This is a genomic window from Allobosea sp. GW822-FHT05A11, from assembly GCF_058800455.1.
Window position 1 is genome coordinate 561,468 of the sequence record NZ_JBXAMI010000003.1, and the last position, 15,964, is coordinate 577,431.

A 15,964-nucleotide genomic window follows, 5' to 3' on the forward strand; every position below is an offset into this window, starting at 1 on the left:
CAGTGAGACGCGCGGCCGTCATCGATCTTTTCAGGGAGAAACGCCATGGGAATCGACAACTTCGCTGCGCTCGTCGGCAACACGCCCCTGCTGCCGCTTCAACGCTTCGCAGACAGGCAGAACCTCAAGGCGAAGCTGTTCGCGAAGATCGAGTATCTGAACCCGGCCGGCAGCATCAAGGACCGCACCGCCTGGGGCATCATCCGCGACGCCGAGGAAAGGGGCCTGCTCAAGCCGGGGCAGCTGATCGTCGACCTGACCAGCGGCAATACCGGCATCGGCCTCGCCGCTATCGCCGCGGCGCGGGGTTATCGCTCGAAATTCTACCTGCGCAATACGATCAGCGAGGACAAGATCCGGCTGCTCCAGCAATACGGCGCCGAGGTCGTGCTGATCGACAATGCGGTATTTCTGCAAGCGGGCGCCATCCATCGGATCATCGAACGAGTGCGGCGTGAGAACCCGGATGCGTATTACACCAACCAGCGCGGCAATCCGGCTAATCCCCGCGTCCATTTCGAGACGACCGGTCCAGAAATCTGGAGGGCGACACAGGGCGAGATCGACATTTTCGTCGCAGCGGTCGGCACCGGCGGCACCATCTCAGGCACCGGTCGCTTCCTCAAAGAGCAGAAGAGCGACGTGGAGGTCGTGGTGGTCGAACCCGGCGCAGCCTCGCTGCCTTCGGTCGAGAACCCCTATCCGGACAGCATCGAGGGCGTTCACAAGGTCACCGAAGTCGAGGCCGATTACCTTCCGGACAATTTCGACCCGCGTGTCGTCGACGAGGTCATCGTGACCGAGACCGCCCAGGCCCGCCACTTCGCGCAGATGCTGGCGCAGGAGGAGGGCATCCTCGCCGGAACCTCCTCCGGCGCCGTGCTCTACGCCGCCTCCGAGCTCGGTCGGCGGCCCGAAAATGCCGGCAAGACCATCGTCGCGGTTATCGCCGATAGCGGCGAGCGCTATCTCAGCCCGCCGAAACTCGGGCCTGGAGCGAAAAAGGCGCCCGCGCCGGATCGAGCCGCCGCCTGATCGAAAGCCATCAGCGTGCGTCGGATGCAGGCAGGCGCCAGCAGCCGTTCAACGGATGGTCATTGCAAGGTTGCGGTAAAGGTATAGCCGACGCCGTAGACGACCTTGATCGGCGCTGGCAGGCTGGTGCGCTCCTCGATCTTGCGGCGCAGGCGGCTGACGATGGCGTCGAGGTGGCGATTGCCGAAGTTCGACCGTGGGCGGGCAAGCGTCTCCATCAATTCCTCGCGCTGGCAGATGTCGCCGCCGCGGCTGCACAACGCACTCATGAAGGCAAATTCGGTCGCGGTCAGCTTGAGCGAACGGAGATTGGGTGCGACCAGAATCCAATTCGTGCCGTCCAGCAGCCATTGATCGCTGATGCCGGTCGCCGCGCTGGGCGGGTTTCCGCTCCGCCGCAGCAGGCTGCGAATGGCCGCCTCGATCTCGCGCAGCGTGCTGTGCTTGACGAGATAGATGTCCGCTCCGCTCTCGAAGCCACGGATGCGGTCGTCGCTGTCGCCGAGCGCCGTCAGCATGATGATGCCGCAGTGATGGGTTTCGCGAATCTGGCTGGCGAGCTCGAAGCCGTTTCCATCGGGCAGGCCGACATCGAGAATGATGATGTCGGCCGCGTGGCCGGTTGCGAGCGCCTGGCGCAATTCCTGCGCTGAGGCGACCCCGCTGGCCGAGAAGCCGCACAGCCCCAGGAAATCGACCAGGTCCTTGCGCAGCCGCGTTTCGTCCTCGACGATCAGAATCTGCGTCACGCTGCAGTCTCCTCTGGCAAATCGGCGGCAGCCTCACGCGACGACGGCACGCGCACGATGGCCGTCGTACCCTCGCCGTTGTCGGAGACGAGCTGCAGGGTTCCGCCGTGATAGGCCAGGAACTTGCGCGCTGCGTAGAGCCCCAGGCCGGTGCCGGTGATCGCCTTGGCGTTGGAGGCGCGAAAGAAGCGGCGCCCGATCTTGCTTTCTTCGGCATGGGGAATGCCGATGCCCCGGTCGCGAACCTGGATCACGACGGAAGCCGCTTCCTCCCAGGCTTCGATGCGGATCGCCGGGTCGTCGGGTGCATATTTCAAGGCGTTGTCGATCAGGTTGATGATGACCGTCCCGAGCATTTCCGGGTCGGCATGAAGGGAGGCGGCTTCGTCGGCCACGGCAAAATGGAGCCTGCCGCCGCGTGCCGTCATCTCGAAATGCAGGCGCGCATCCCCGATCAGGGAGCCGAGCTGGACCGGTTCGGGCTGGAAGCCGTTCTCGCGGTCATCCGCCATGAATCTGTCGATGAGGGAGAAGAGGCGATTGAGCGCCTCGCCGATGCCGGAGAGGCGCTCTCGCGTGGCTTCGGGCGACCTGTCGCCGACGAGACCGATCATGTCGACGGCGTTGCGGATGATCGCGAGTGGCGTGCGGAACTCATGGCTGACCACGCGCATGAAATCCGCTTGTTCATCGCGCAGGGCCCGCTCGGCCTCGATGCTGGCATTCAGCCGGCTTGCGAGCCTGCGGCGCTCCTCCACTTCCTGCAACAGGGCGTCGTGCTTCCTGCGCAGATCGGCGGAGAGCCGCGAACTGACCATGAAGAGCAGGCAGGCGAACAACGCGATCAGGAAAAGCGTGCCCTGCAACAGGTACCAGGCGTTGCGGTCCGCCAGAATCGGGCCACCGTCGAAATCGGCGGGCAGGCGATATTCGAGGACGCTCTGCAGGATGCTGGCCGCCATGTACTCGGCGAGAATGGCGATGGTGATCAGGCGCAGGAGCGGGGGTTGCGTCCGGTCCCGCACGAGGCCCAGGCACATCACCGACATCATGATCACGGTAAAGACGGTCGAGCTGTAAATCCGGGTCGCGATGTCGTCCGGGTCGATCGCGACGGCCGCGCTCCAGACGGCGATCTGCAGAACCAGGAGCGAGATGCCGATCCAGGTATAGCGCGGCTGCCCCAGGAAGCGGGCCAGCCCCTCCGCGAGCAGGACGAGTCCCAATTTGATGACCGTGTTGTGCAGCACGATAGCCAGGGCACCCGGCTCCGGACCACGGATGATCATCAGGAGGAGGCCGACGGCAATCGCTCCAAAGCCCGCCGCAAGGAATTTGAGCTCGTAGAGATGGCGCCAGGCCCGCCAGACGAAGACCCAGGCCACCGCCTGCAGACTTGCAGTCGCCAATGCCACGATCAGGACCGTTTTGAGATCAAGCATCTCGCCGCATTCTCATGCCCTAGCCAATACTCGATATTGGATAAAATTCTACCCTTAATAACCTATGTATAGATTCATTATAAGATATTCATGTTTGATTTCGTCAGAATCTGAACGAATTCATAGGTAGAAATCCGCCCCTATTTTGATTTACCCAATACAAAATACTTTTGGCGCCCTGACTGAGGCAAGACTGACCGACGGTCACAGGGCAGTGGCCCGATCGCCGCGTGAAAAGACGCCTTGCCGACACCGCTCTCACAAGGGGGAGATTGCGGATGTATGTTCGCGTGCTGTTCGGGGCCGTCGAAGCCCTCAAGTCCAGGTTGCTTGATCGCTGGACCGCCGGCTGGTCGGTGCCCACCGACGAGGTCTTCATCCCGGCTCGCCTTCCGTTGCGCGATGCCGAGGCGGGAGGCGGCATCGCCGAGCCCTGGTTGCGGATGGCGGCACGATCCGCCGCCGTGAAATGGCGCAGCGAGGTGTGCGGCGTTCATCGGGGCCGGGTCCGGAGCGTGGTGATCGCCGGGGCGGGATTGCCGCAACCGGCGTCGAACAAGGTGCATGGAGCCGTGCATGTCACGGCCCGCTACTGTGGCCGGGTCCCGGATGGAGGCTTCTGCTTTCGGCATGGCCTCTGCGATACGAACGGCTCCGAGGTCCTGCATTTCGTCTCTCAGGTTTACTTCAACCCGCCACCGGATCTTCCCGCGTATCCGACCTTGAAATTCGACATCGACGACGATTCCGGAGCTTTGTATCAAGCCGCCATGCGTTCAACCATGGCCGCTGCAGCATTATCCGACGGCGATTTCTCCGAAAATTCGGTTATCGTCCCGATTGATACGAAACAACATGCCGTAGCGTCAGGTATTTCGTAAGAATCTGTCAGAATTCAACTGAATTCAACGGTAGCCTGACCAGAGGCAGAAATCTAACCTGAGAATCGGCTTGCTTCGTTCTTCGCCAGGCGGTTGCCGGAACCGTCGACGCGGCGCCGAGCGCAATGCCACCGACGATGTCGCGAGATGAGTGACGAACGGGCTCCCGATCCGGTCACTCGGCAGGGGGAATGATGACGCTTCGCAGCCGCGATTTGCTGAAATGCGCGCCCGCATCCCGCAGCGCCACGACGCCGATGACCTCTATGCCGGGATCGCATGCTACGTCTCCGGCTGTTGCCGGTGAAGCCATCGGCCCGGTCTCCAGTTCCCTTGCCCAGCGACGAAGCAGCCTGCGCCTGACGACGTCCCGCACCTGCCTGGCCCTCGCCTTGTCGCTCGGCGCGGGACTGCCGCAATGGCCGCAAGCCGCATCTGCGCAGCAGATCACCCAGGGCGGCGGCAACGGCGCGGGCTATTCCTTCGGCCTCGGCGGCATCGCCGGCGGTGGCGGCGGTGGTGGCGACCGCGGCTTCGGCATTGTTGGGAGCGACGGCGGTTCGGCCGCGCAGACGCCCGGCGGATCAGCCTCGGCCGGGGGAGCCGGCGCCAATGACGTCGGCGGGCTTGGCGGAGCGGGCGGGGCGCCGGGCGCTCCCAATAACCTGGCGGCCGGCGGCGGCGGCGGCGGCGGTGTTGGCGGCTTTGATCCCGGATTCCCCGGCAATGGCGGAGTGGGCGGAACCGGCGGCGGCGGCAACCTCCTCAATACGACCTCCCCCCTGTCGCTCGGCTCGGCCTATGCCGGTGGCGCGGGGGCGGCCGGTTCCTCGGGAGGGCCCCTTGCCGGCGGCGGCGGCGGTGGGGGTGGGGGTGGCGGCCTCGTCTTGACCGGCGCCGGAGTTGCCATGAATACGAATGGCTTCGCTGTCTCAGGCGGCGGCGGCGCTGGCGGCGGCATCGGTGCGGGAGCCGGAGCCGGCGGCGCCGGGCTGGTGCTGCTGAACGGCGGCACGATCACCGTCGCAGCCGGAGCGGGCGGCACCAGCGTCATCGCCGGCGGCCAGGGCGGTGACGATTATGAGAGCGGGCACGGCGGCGCCGGACTGTTCCTGTACAATGGCGGCAGCTTGTCCCATCAGGCCGGCTCGATCACCGGCGGCGCGGGCGGGACAGGCGCCTGGGCCGGCTCCGGCGGTTCCGGTGTGCTGAGCAATCTCGGCATCATCGACAATCGGGCCGCGATCACAGGCGGCAAGGGAGGCGATTCGCACGCAGGCGGGACCGGCTACGGCCGAGGCGGCGCCGGCCTGGAAGCCTGGGGCGACTCGATCGCCAATATGACAGGCGGCAGCATCACCGGCGGGGCGGGCGGGAACCAGTCCGACCTCAACCCAGTCTATGTCGCGGGCGTCGGCGGGGCCGGCATCATCTTCCGGGACGGCCAGACCGCGAGCCTGGACAATGCCGGGACGATTTCCGGTGGCAATGGCGGCACCGCCGCTTCCAGCAGCCACGGCGTTGGCGGCGTCGGCATCGTCGGCGCGGCGAGCGGCGGCATCTCCATCGTCAATTCGGGGACGATCGCGGGCGGGCTGTCCGGCGACGGCGTGACGCGCGCCAATGCGGTCGCGCTCTTCGGCAGCAACAACCGCTTCGAGATCCGGGCAGGCTCGACGACCGACGGCAATGTCGTGGTGCAGGGCGGCGGCACCAACAATGTCCTGGCGCTGGGTGGCGCTACGGATGGCAGCGTCAATATCGGCAACCTCGTGGCCTCGCATACCGGCTTCACGACCTACGAGAAGACGGGTTCGTCGACCTGGACGCTGTCGGGCCCCGGCAACCAGAACTGGTCGATCCGGGAGGGGACGCTGACCGGCAACGCCGCCAGCATGGCCGGCAACCTGACCTTCGCGACGGGAGCCGGTACACGCGGTGTCGTTTTCCAGGGCCTGGGCACCTATTCCGGGACCATCTCGGGAGATGGCAGCTTCACATTGGCGGGCGTGGCGGGCTCCGCTCTCACCATTGCCAATGCACAGAGCTACACCGGCATGACCACCATCAACGCCGGCACCTTGCGCATGGGCGTGGCCAACGCCTTGACCGCTTCGGCCGGCATACAGCTCACTGCGGGTAGCTGGGACCTCAACGGCCACGACCAAACCGTGAAGGGATTGGCGGGGAATCCCGGTACGGACGTCGCTCTCGGCAGCGCGACGCTGACGGTGAACAGCACCGCGCACTACTCCTATTGGGGCACGATTTCCGGCTCCGGCAGCCTGACGAAGTCAGGCGAAGGCCTGCTCGATCTCATTGGGATCAACACCTATACCGGCCCGACCCATGTCGTCGGCGGGGGAGTACGCGTTGGCCCTGGCGCGGCCATCCGGAATTCGTCCGCGATCAACATCGCCAATGGCGCGTCATTCACCGTCCTGGCGGCGAACGCCCTGTCCCCCACGGTCGCCGTCAGCCTGACCGGCGCCCACTCGTTGTTCGCGGTGGTCGCCGACCAGCAGATCGGCTCGCTCGCCGGTGCGACGGGCACAAACGTGTGGTTCGATCCCGGCCGGGCGCTGACGACAGGGACGAACAATACGAGCACCGTCTTCAGCGGCGATCTCGGGTTCAACGGCGAGGGCTCCCTGACCAAGGTGGGCACGGGCTCGTTCACCCTGGCCGGAACCAACGGCTATACCGGCGCGACGTCGGTCGATGGCGGCTCGCTGATCGTGAACGGCTCGATCGCGTCCTCCTCCGGCGTGACGGTGGCGACCGGCGCGCTGCTGGGCGGCACAGGCGTTATCCCGACGACGGTGCTCAATGGCGGCACCCTCTCGCCCGGAAACTCGCCGGGCACGCTGACGGTCAACGGCAACCTGACCTTCAACCCCGGCTCGACCTATCTCGCCGAAATCCAGGGCGCGGTCTCGGACCGCGTCAACGTGACCGGCACGGCCGCGCTGGCGGGGACGCTGCGTCTGGCGCCGCTCGGCGGCGCCTATGCGTTCAACAGCGCCTACACGCTGCTCTCGGCGGCGGGAGGACGAACAGGCACCTTCAGCCCGGTCGACACGGCGGGAACCTTCGGCGACGGCGTGACCACGACGGTGAGTTACACCACCAATGACGTGCTGCTGACGCTGACGCCGAAGCCGCTCACGCCCGAGGGGCCCGGGGATCCCGGCTCGCCACCGGGCTCGCCGACGCTCGGCGTGACCCATCCGCGCAATGCCTATGCCGTCGCGCGCTCGATCGACACGGCGGTCGAGAATGGCGGCGATCCGTCGACGCTGTTCGGGATCTACAACCTGCCGGCAGCCGCGATCCCGGCAGCGGTGAACAGCTTGTCGGGCGAGATTCATACCGCGGCGCCTGCGATGGCGAGCCTCGCCTCCGACCAGTTTCTGCGTATCATGCTCGACCCGTTCGCGGCCGGGCGGCTGAATGGTAACGGCGTCGGACCGGGCACAGCGGCGTTCTCCGGCCTCATGCGCAAGGGCGCGGACGAACCCGCCCTTCCCTCACGCCTCGACACCCCGTTCTACTCGGTCTGGGGCTCGGCCTATGGCTCCTATGGCCGCACCGGTGGTGACGCCGCGATCGGCTCGGCGAAGCGCACGATCGACGACGCGCATCTCGCAACGGGCATCGATATCCGGCTGTTGCCGGGGACAGTGGCGGGCGTCGCGGTCTCGGGCGGCAAGGCGCGGGCCTCGCTGCCGGGCCTGATCGGCAAGATCGACGCCGACGTGTTCCAGGCCGGCCTCTACGGCATGACACAGCTCGGCCTGGTGAAGCTCGGCGGGGCGCTGAGCTATGCCCGGCTGGAGAATGATGTCAGCCGCGGCATTCCGGCCCTGGGCTCGAGCCTCTCGTCCTCCTATGCGACGACGGCCTGGAGCGGCAGGTTGCAGGCGAGTGCCGCGCTGCTCGGCTGGAACGGCTTCACGGTCTCGCCGCTGGCGGCGATCCAGGCGACCCGGGCGCATAGCCCTGTGGTGGTCGAGGCAAACTGGGCCGGCGCCAATGCCGGGGCACTCGCACTCGGCGGGCGCAGCGACGTCACCGCCCGCAGCGAACTCGGCCTGCAGCTCGATGCCGATACCGTGCTCGGTTCGGTTCCGGTCACGGGCTATGTCCGGGCGGCCTGGGGGCATTATTTCCGGCGCGATGCGGATCTGACCGCAAGCCTGATCGGGCTGCCGGGCGCGAGCTTCACCGCGACCGGGGCCCAGGCAGACCGCAACAGCGCCCTCCTCAGCGCCGGCCTCAACGCCAGGCTCTCCGAACGCGTCACCTTCGGCCTCAACCTCGACGGAGAGCTCTCCGCCAACAGCAGCCGCCTCGGTGGATCGGCCCGGATCAGAGTCAGCTTCTGAAGGCAGCGATGGTCGTGCAGGCGCAAGATCGCGCAGGCCGACCGGCGCCCGATATCGTTCCAGGCTGGCCGGCCTTCAGTCCCCGACCTGTTATTGACGCAGGCCGGGGGAGTGCGTGCGCATCCACTCCGCCGACAGAACCCGCTCGTCCCGGCCGATCGCCCGAAAATCGACGGCCTCCAGAATGTTCGCAATGGCGATCAGAGCGGTCGTCAACGGCGTCGTGGCGCCGACCTGACGACCGAGGACTTCCAGGGGCACGAGCGAGCAGGGCACATCCTCATGCAGGAATCGCTTCTGCAACTTGGGCCCGAAGCGAGGGATGGCGCCGAACAGCCGCGTTCCCGCCGGATAGGCCCGCTGGGAGAAGGTGGCGGACGGCAGCGGCGTGAGCCCGGCCGCCCGCATCACCTGATCGCGCTCCTGCTCCAGCGCGGCGGCGATGACATTGACCCGGCCCATGCGCGCCTCGTCGAAATGTAGGATGCCGGTCGTCAGATCGCCCATGTCACGGTCCAGCGTCATCGCGCCGCCGATATAGGCGGGAACGTGGCCGATGCAGTTCGGGTTGTTCAGGCCGCTTTCGAGCACGTTTGCGGAATAAGTGAATTCCGGGAACTGCTCGAGGAAGGCCGCGTAATGCGGATTGTCCTTCGCTTCGGGCAGGCCGGCGAGCTCGAGCCAGCGCTTCTGCCCCTTGAGCACGACGGTCGATGGATTGAGCTTCCCGGCCAGATGCAGCGTGTTGTTGAGTTCGAAGACCGCGACGCCCTGGGGATTGCCTGCTGAAATCAGTGCGTCGGCGAAGACCTTGGAACCGCCGACATAGCCGCAATGCAGCACGACCATCTGGCCGGGCGCGAGACCGGGCGCGATCTCGCGTGCCACGGCCGCATGCCGGTCAGCGGTGGTGGAGACCACGACGACATCCGCTCCGGCGACGGCCGCAGCGCCATCCGCCGCACTTTTCGGCAGGGCAACCGCCCCCTGCCCGCCCAGCCCCTCGAAGGACAGCCCCCCGGCCATGTCGGTCGATGAACGCACCGCATCGTCGCAGTCATACCATCCGCTAATGCGCGCACCCCGCGCTGCGACAGCGACCGCAAAGCCCGCACCTGCTCCGCCGAGCCCGATCAATGCGTAGTTCAGAACCGCCATGCCCTGCCTCCCCCTTGCATATCACGGATGATCATGTTGTCATCCGGTCGTCCGTACGTTTAATGTTCATCAAAATAATGTCAATCAAACGAGGGGAAATCCAATGACGTTAGACTTCATTATCCTGTTGCGAAGGAAGATCAGCCTGGCAGCCGGCGCCGCCGGCCTCCTGGCTGCGACCCTGTCCGGCGCAGCAGCGGAGCCGCTGAAGATCGCGGCCGATGTCGGCTATGCGCCGTGGGCGATGCGCCAGCCTTCCGGCGAAATCGAGGGGTTCTCGATCGAGGTTGCGAAGGACATCGCCCGGCGCATCGGCCGCACCGGTGTCGAAGTCGTCGACGTCAATTTCTCCGCGATCTTCGCGGGCCTCTTCGCCGGGCGCTACGACATGATCGTCGCCCCGATGTCCATGACCAAGGAGCGCGCAGCGCAGCTGCTCTTCACCGAAGGTTACCTGACCGGCGGGATCGGCCTGGTCACGCGCTCCGACGACGACAGCATCACCAAGCCCGAGGACCTGCGTGGCAAGGTGCTCGCGACCAATAGCGGCAGCTTCACCGATACCTGGGCGACGGCGAACGAGGCCAAGTACGGCTACAAGATCCAACGCTACGACAAGGACAGCGACGCATTGCAGGCCGTGATCGCCAAGCGCGCCGATGCCGATGTGGTCAACCTCAATGTCGGCCAGTACGCGGCCTCGAAGAACCGCCGCATGAAGGTCGTGCACCGAATCTTCGTCGACTACGATCTCGGCTACGGCTTCCGCAAGGACGCCAGGGAATTGCGCAACCAGGTCGAGAACGCGCTGGAATGCATGAAGCTCGACGGCACGCTGCAAGGCCTGCACGAGAAATGGTTCGGCGAGCAGCCCGATCCGGCCGATTCCAGCATGAAGGTCTTCGCCGGCTATGGCCCGATCGGGCTCGAAGGCTACGAGCGCAGCTATCACAAGCCGGATTGCAAGTGATGGCCGCAAGCGCGCCTGCCAGGGCCCTGCTGAAAATGCGGGGGATCGAGAAGAGCTTCGGTGCCGTCCCGATCCTCAAGGGCATCGACCTCGATGTCGCCGCCGGCGAGCTGGTCGCGATCATCGGCCCGTCGGGCTCCGGCAAGTCGACGCTGCTGCGCTGCATCAATCGCCTGGAGGAGCCGCAAGCCGGCTCCATCCACCTCGACGATATCGAGATCACCGGAAAGCGCGTCAACCTGAGCAAGATCCGGCGCGATATCGGCATGGTCTTCCAGGCCTTCAATCTCTATCCGCATTTCACGGCCGAGCGGAATGTCAGCCTCGCCCTGTCGAAGGTGCTGAAGCTGAAGGGGGCGGAAGCCTCGGAGCGGGCGCTGGCAGCGCTCGAGCAGGTCGGCCTGCGCCACAAGGCCAAGGCCTTTCCGGCCGAGCTTTCGGGCGGCCAGCAGCAGCGCGTCGCCATCGCGCGCTCGATGGCGATGGCGCCGAAGCTCTACCTCTTCGACGAGCCGACCTCCGCGCTCGACCCCGAACTCGTCGGCGAGGTCCTCGCGGTGATGCAGGAGATGAAGGCGAAGGGCCAGACCATGGTGGTCGTGACCCATGAGATGGCTTTCGCCCGGCAGGCCGCCGACCGGGTGATCTTCATGGACGAAGGCGTCATCGTCGAGCAGGGGACGCCCGACGCGATCTTCCGCCAGTCCGTCAATCCGCGCCTCAGCAGCTTCCTGCGCAATTATCGCGGCAAGGAGGCCTAGAAATGGGCGAGATCGGCAAGTTCTTCTTCGACGGCACCATCGCAGCCGCCGTGCTGCCCTTCCTGTTCCAGGGCTTCCTCGTCACGCTGCAGTTGTCCGCCCTGACGATCCTGTTCGGGCTGTCGCTCGGGCTCGCACTCGCCTGCGCCCGCGCCTACGGCATCACGGCGCTGAACCTGCTGATCGTCGCCTTCGTCGACATCCTGCGTTCGCTGCCGGCGCTGGTGATCCTGATCTGCATCTATTTCGTGCTGCCGGAATACGAAATCCGAATCGACGCCTATTGGGCGACGGTGCTGACGCTCGGCCTTGTGCTCGCCGCGTTCTCCGAGGAGATCTTCTGGGCCGGCATCACCTCGGTTCCGAAGGGCCAGTGGGAGGGCGGGCTCTCGACCGGCCTGACCTTCACCCAGACGCTGTTCTACATCGTGCTCTACCAGGCGGTGCAGATGGTCATCCCGCCGCTGACCAACAAGACGATCAGCATCACCAAGAACACGGCGCTCGCCTCCGTCGTCTCGGTCTCGGAACTGCTGAACCAGGCGTCGAGCCAGCAGGCGCTCTATGCCAACCCGACGCCGCTTACCGTCGCCGCCCTGTTCTACCTGGCCGTGTTCGCGCCGCTGGTCGTGCTCAGCCGGCACATCGAGAGCCGCTATGCGGTGAAGAGGTAAGGCACCATGTTTCACCCCGACACTGTCGCGCTGACCATTCCCTACCTGCTCTCGGGGCTGAAGGTCACGCTCCTGCTCGCGATCCTGATCGTGCCGCTGGCCTTCGGCGTGGGCACGCTGGTCGCCATCGTCGCGAATTCGGCCTCGCGGCCGGCGCGGCTCGCCGCCTATCTCTACATCGATTTCTTCCGCGCCTTCCCGCCGCTCGTCCTGATCATCTTCGTATTCTATGCCCTGCCCTTCCTGGGCCTGCGCCTGCCCGAGATACCGGCCTTCGTCCTGGCGATGACGCTGAACGGCTCGGCCTATTTCGCCGAGATCGTCCGGGCGGGGCTCGCGGCCGTGCCGAAGGGCCAGTACGAGGCTGCGCAGGCAACCGGCCTGAACGGCTTTCAGGTGCTCGCCTATGTCGCCCTGCCCCAGGCGCTGAAGAAGGTGCGCCCGCCCCTGCTCAGCAATGTCCTCGAGCTCGCCAAGGCGACCTCGCTTGCATCGGTCGTCGCGATCGCCGAACTGCTGCGCAACGCGCGAATCGCGCAAGGAGCGGTTTATGATCCGACGCCCCTGCTCATGGCCGCCCTGGTCTATCTCGCGATATTCTGGCCCTTCGTGCGCTTGCTTTCGCTGATAGAGAAGCGCCAGCCCTTCAAGCCGGCATGAACACCGCCCCCCGCAACATCGGAAACGCTATGCCCGTGCCGCTTCATCTGCAGATCCAGGCCGACATCATGGGAGCGATCGAGCGCGGCGACTTCCCGGTCGGCGAACAGCTTCCCTCGGAGACGGAGCTGCAGGCCCGCTACGGGGTCAGCCGGGCGACGATCCGCAAGGCGATGGAGGAGCTCTCGGCCGGCGGCGTCGTGATGAAGCTCCAGGGCCTCGGGACCTATGTCAACGACCGCGTCAAGGTCGGCCAGAGCGTGCGGCTGCGCGGCTATCTCGATGATATCCTGATCGCCGACGAGCGCCTGAGCTTCCAGACATTGGCGATCGACGACGTTGAGCCGGCGCCCGATATTGCTGCCCTGTTCGCGCCGGCCGACCGGGGGCCTGCGACCCGCTATCGTTCGCTCATCCTGCAGGCCGGCAAGCCGCTGATGATCGGCACGTCCCATATTCCCGTCTCGGTCTCGCCCCGCGTCGACGACGCCGAATTGCCGCCGGGCGAGCAGCAGACCGTGGTGCGTTTGCGCCGGGCCGGGCTCGCGATCCAGCGCGGGCAGCAGACTCTGGGCGCGATCGTCGCCGATGCCGAGCAGGCCTCGAATCTCGGCGTGCCCGCAGGCACGGCCCTGGTCGCCTCGCGCCGCCTCTATTACGACCGCTCCGACAGGCCGCTCATCGTCATCGACGGCATCTTCCACCCGACCAATTACAGCCTCGTCGTCGATCTCGTGCCCAGACCGGGCGGTCGCTTCGTCAGCTCAAGCCGGTAGAATTCCATGTTCGATCTTGTCATCCGCAATGCCCGCTGCGCCAGCTCCAGCGACGTCTTCAACGCCGATATCGGCATCCGCGACGGCCGGATCGCCGCGCTCGGCGCCATCGGCGACAAGGCACCGGAGATCATCGACGCGGCTGGCTGGCTGGTCACGCCGGGCGGCGTCGACAGCCATCTCCATATCGACCAGCGCAAGGGCCAGGGCCGGATCAATGCCGACGACTTCTATTCGGGAACGGTCTCGGCCGCCTGCGGCGGCACGACGACGGTCCTGCCCTTCGCCCCGCAGCATCGCGGCGAAGGGATCGCCTGGGCGGCGGCCGACTATCACGAGCGCGCGCGGAAGTCGGTGCTCGACTATAATTTCCACATCGTCGTCACCGACCCGTCCCATCCCGATTTCGACCGCGACCTCGCCGAGGCCGCGGCAGGGGGCCTGCGCTCGCTGAAGATCTTCACGACCTATGCCGCCGTCGGGATCGCCGATCGCGACATCGTCACAGTCTTCGCCGCCGCCCGCCGGCACGGCTTCATGGTCATGGTCCATTGCGAGAACACCGACATCATCGACCATGTGACCCAGCGATTGCTGGCGCAGGGCCATGTCGCGCCGAAATTCCATCTCGCCTCGCGGCCGACCATCGCCGAGGCCGAGGCCGTGTTCCGGATCTGCGCCTACGCCGAACTGTTCAACGTGCCGACCATGATCGTGCATGTCTCGACCGGGCGGTCACTCGACGTGGTCGCGCTCTCACGCGCCCGAGGCACCACGCTCTTCGTCGAGACCTGCACCCAGTACCTGACGCTCGACGGCAGCCTGCTGGACAAGCCCGGCCATGAGGGCGCCAAGGGCATCTTCAGCCCGCCCATCCGCGACGCGGCCAACCGCGCCGAGCTCTGGCGCGCGGTCGCCGACGGGCGCATCGACGTACTCTCCTCGGATCACTCGCCCTACAGGTTCGACGAGGTCGAGAAATTCCCGAACGGCTTCGGCGCGAGCTTCGACAAGATCGCCAGCGGCGTGCCCGGCGTCGAGATCCGCATGCCGCTGCTGTTCACGCAATGCGTCAAGGAAGGCCGGATCAGCCTGCCTGAATTCGTCCAGCTGACATCGACCAATGCCGCACGAATCTACGGGCTGGCACCGCGCAAGGGCGATCTCACCATCGGAGCCGACGCCGATCTGTGCATCTGGGACGAGAATTACGACCGCGTCATCGACAACGCGATGATGCATCACAACGTAGACTTCACCCCCTATGAAGGCCTGAAGGTCACGGCCTGGCCGGCGGTCACGCTGAGCCGTGGCGAGGTGATCAGCCGCTATCACGAGTTCTGCGGCACACGCGGGCGCGGCCGTTTCCTGCCGGCGACGGCGACCGCCCCTCATCAGGACCGGACCGATGCGGAAAAGGAGCTGGAAGCCTTCGGCCTCGCCTGGTGAGGCAGTCAGTGGCCAGTTGATCCCCCATCAAGCCGGGCTGAACAATTTCATCTGTCCAGCTCCGGCGATGGTGGCAAGACCGTCGTCGTCAGCGTCCGGCGCATCATGTCGCGCAGCGCATTGGCATTTCGGTAGCCGGCGGTCACTGCCGCTTGTCGCAAGGGGACGCCGTTTGCCTGGAGCGTCAGCGTATGGAGCATGCGTAACCGCCGCCGCCACTCCGCGAAGCTCAATCCGGTCTCACCGCGAAAGCGGCGCGTGAAGGTGGAGCGGCTGACGCCGGTCTGCTCCGCCCAGCCATCCAGATCGTGGGCAAGCGCCGGCTTCTGGATCATGTCGCGAGCCAGTTTCCGCAAGGGCGGCGTCTGCGGCATCGGCAGCGCGATCTGGATCTCGCTGGCTTCACGGATCTCGTCGACGATCAGCGCCGCAAGATGCCCGCCGCGGCCACCGAGATCGTAGAGCAAGGGCCCGCTCGCCAGGGCGCGCAGCGAGACGTCGAGCAATTCCGAGACGGCGATCACGCGACAACTGCGCGGAACGGCATCGCCGAGCGCCTCGCCGGTGAAGAAAGCCGCCCGCATTTCGCAGCAGCCATAGGCCGCCAGCTCATGCGGCAGGTCGGCCGGCACGAGGAGCGCATAGCCCGACGGGACCGTCCAGGTGCCGATCTCCGTATGGAGCAGGAGCAGCCCGCCGGAGGCATGGAGCAGCTCGATGCGGCGATGGCTGTGCCAGCGTGTGCGGGCGCCGTTGAGAAACGACTGGTGCAGGACCGTGACCGGACGAGGCGTTTCCTCGCTCAACCACAGTCTGTCGACGGTCTGCGGACCCGCTTGATCCGAACTCGGTGGTTTTTCCCGAACGCGCATGAGTGCGACCAAATTTGACCCGGACACGGTCAATTATGATCCACGTCCGTAGAAGGATCGCAGCTATAATTCAAGAGCAGTCGATCTAGTTTATAATCAGTTCAAACTAGATCGACGCAAGGGTATTCGTCAAGAAACATAGCTTAAAT

Annotated in this window: 13 protein-coding genes; 9 read left to right on the plus strand and 4 right to left on the minus strand. The window is 65.8% G+C overall.

The window, feature by feature from the left end:
• Positions 1 to 45: 45 nt before the first annotated feature.
• Complete coding sequence (locus tag AC1RLU_RS12215; RefSeq protein WP_492795821.1) at positions 46 to 1,035, plus strand: PLP-dependent cysteine synthase family protein; 990 nt, start codon at positions 46 to 48, stop codon at positions 1,033 to 1,035.
• Positions 1,036 to 1,094: 59 nt separating this feature from the next.
• Here the strand turns inward: AC1RLU_RS12215 and AC1RLU_RS12220 are convergent, their stop codons facing one another.
• Positions 1,095 to 1,784 carry a response regulator transcription factor gene (locus AC1RLU_RS12220; protein WP_492795822.1) on the minus strand — a complete coding sequence of 230 codons (690 nt, stop codon included), beginning with the start codon at positions 1,782 to 1,784 and terminating at the stop codon, positions 1,095 to 1,097.
• Positions 1,781 to 3,226 carry an ATP-binding protein gene (locus AC1RLU_RS12225; RefSeq protein WP_113585366.1) on the minus strand — a complete coding sequence of 482 codons (1,446 nt, stop codon included), beginning with the start codon at positions 3,224 to 3,226 and terminating at the stop codon, positions 1,781 to 1,783. Before AC1RLU_RS12225 ends, AC1RLU_RS12220 begins: the two co-directional genes overlap by 4 nt.
• 278 nt (positions 3,227 to 3,504) lie before the next feature.
• Between AC1RLU_RS12225 and AC1RLU_RS12230 the strand changes: the two genes are divergently transcribed.
• Together AC1RLU_RS12230 and AC1RLU_RS12235 are read left to right on the plus strand one after the other, a co-directional pair.
• Positions 3,505 to 4,107, plus strand: a complete 603-nt coding sequence (locus AC1RLU_RS12230) for a hypothetical protein (protein WP_492795823.1) — start codon at positions 3,505 to 3,507, stop codon at positions 4,105 to 4,107.
• 266 nt (positions 4,108 to 4,373) lie between these two features.
• Positions 4,374 to 8,495, plus strand: coding sequence for an autotransporter domain-containing protein (locus tag AC1RLU_RS12235; protein WP_492795825.1), 4,122 nt, complete (start codon positions 4,374 to 4,376; stop codon positions 8,493 to 8,495).
• A 90-nt stretch (positions 8,496 to 8,585) separates the two neighbouring features.
• On the opposite strand, the gene AC1RLU_RS12240 is transcribed toward AC1RLU_RS12235, so the two are convergent.
• Positions 8,586 to 9,653 (minus strand): NAD/NADP octopine/nopaline dehydrogenase family protein, encoded by a 1,068-nt coding sequence (locus AC1RLU_RS12240; RefSeq protein WP_492795827.1) that lies wholly within the window; start codon positions 9,651 to 9,653, stop codon positions 8,586 to 8,588.
• A 103-nt stretch (positions 9,654 to 9,756) separates the two neighbouring features.
• Between AC1RLU_RS12240 and AC1RLU_RS12245 the strand changes: the two genes are divergently transcribed.
• Genes AC1RLU_RS12245 through hydA form a run of 6 tightly spaced genes read left to right on the plus strand, consistent with a single transcriptional unit; the run spans position 9,757 to position 14,943 of the window.
• Positions 9,757 to 10,623, plus strand: coding sequence for a substrate-binding periplasmic protein (locus AC1RLU_RS12245; RefSeq protein ID WP_492795828.1), 867 nt, complete (start codon positions 9,757 to 9,759; stop codon positions 10,621 to 10,623).
• Positions 10,623 to 11,384, plus strand: coding sequence for an amino acid ABC transporter ATP-binding protein (locus AC1RLU_RS12250; protein WP_492795830.1), 762 nt, complete (start codon positions 10,623 to 10,625; stop codon positions 11,382 to 11,384). Before AC1RLU_RS12245 ends, AC1RLU_RS12250 begins: the two co-directional genes overlap by 1 nt.
• Before the next feature lie 2 nt (positions 11,385 to 11,386).
• The gene (locus AC1RLU_RS12255) at positions 11,387 to 12,058 is read left to right on the plus strand and encodes an amino acid ABC transporter permease (protein WP_091856072.1); all 672 of its coding nucleotides are present in this window, start codon (positions 11,387 to 11,389) and stop codon (positions 12,056 to 12,058) included.
• Positions 12,059 to 12,064: 6 nt separating this feature from the next.
• Positions 12,065 to 12,718, plus strand: a complete 654-nt coding sequence (locus tag AC1RLU_RS12260) for an amino acid ABC transporter permease (RefSeq protein WP_492795832.1) — start codon at positions 12,065 to 12,067, stop codon at positions 12,716 to 12,718.
• 35 nt (positions 12,719 to 12,753) lie between these two features.
• Entirely contained in the window at positions 12,754 to 13,494 is a 741-nt protein-coding gene (locus AC1RLU_RS12265; protein ID WP_492795834.1) for a GntR family transcriptional regulator, read from the plus strand.
• A gap of 6 nt (positions 13,495 to 13,500) precedes the next feature.
• The gene (hydA, locus tag AC1RLU_RS12270; protein WP_492795836.1) at positions 13,501 to 14,943 is read left to right on the plus strand and encodes a dihydropyrimidinase; all 1,443 of its coding nucleotides are present in this window, start codon (positions 13,501 to 13,503) and stop codon (positions 14,941 to 14,943) included.
• Between the two features lie 47 nt (positions 14,944 to 14,990).
• Here the strand turns inward: hydA and AC1RLU_RS12275 are convergent, their stop codons facing one another.
• Positions 14,991 to 15,749 carry an AraC family transcriptional regulator gene (locus AC1RLU_RS12275; RefSeq protein WP_492795837.1) on the minus strand — a complete coding sequence of 253 codons (759 nt, stop codon included), beginning with the start codon at positions 15,747 to 15,749 and terminating at the stop codon, positions 14,991 to 14,993.
• Between the last annotated feature and the right edge of the window lie 215 nt (positions 15,750 to 15,964).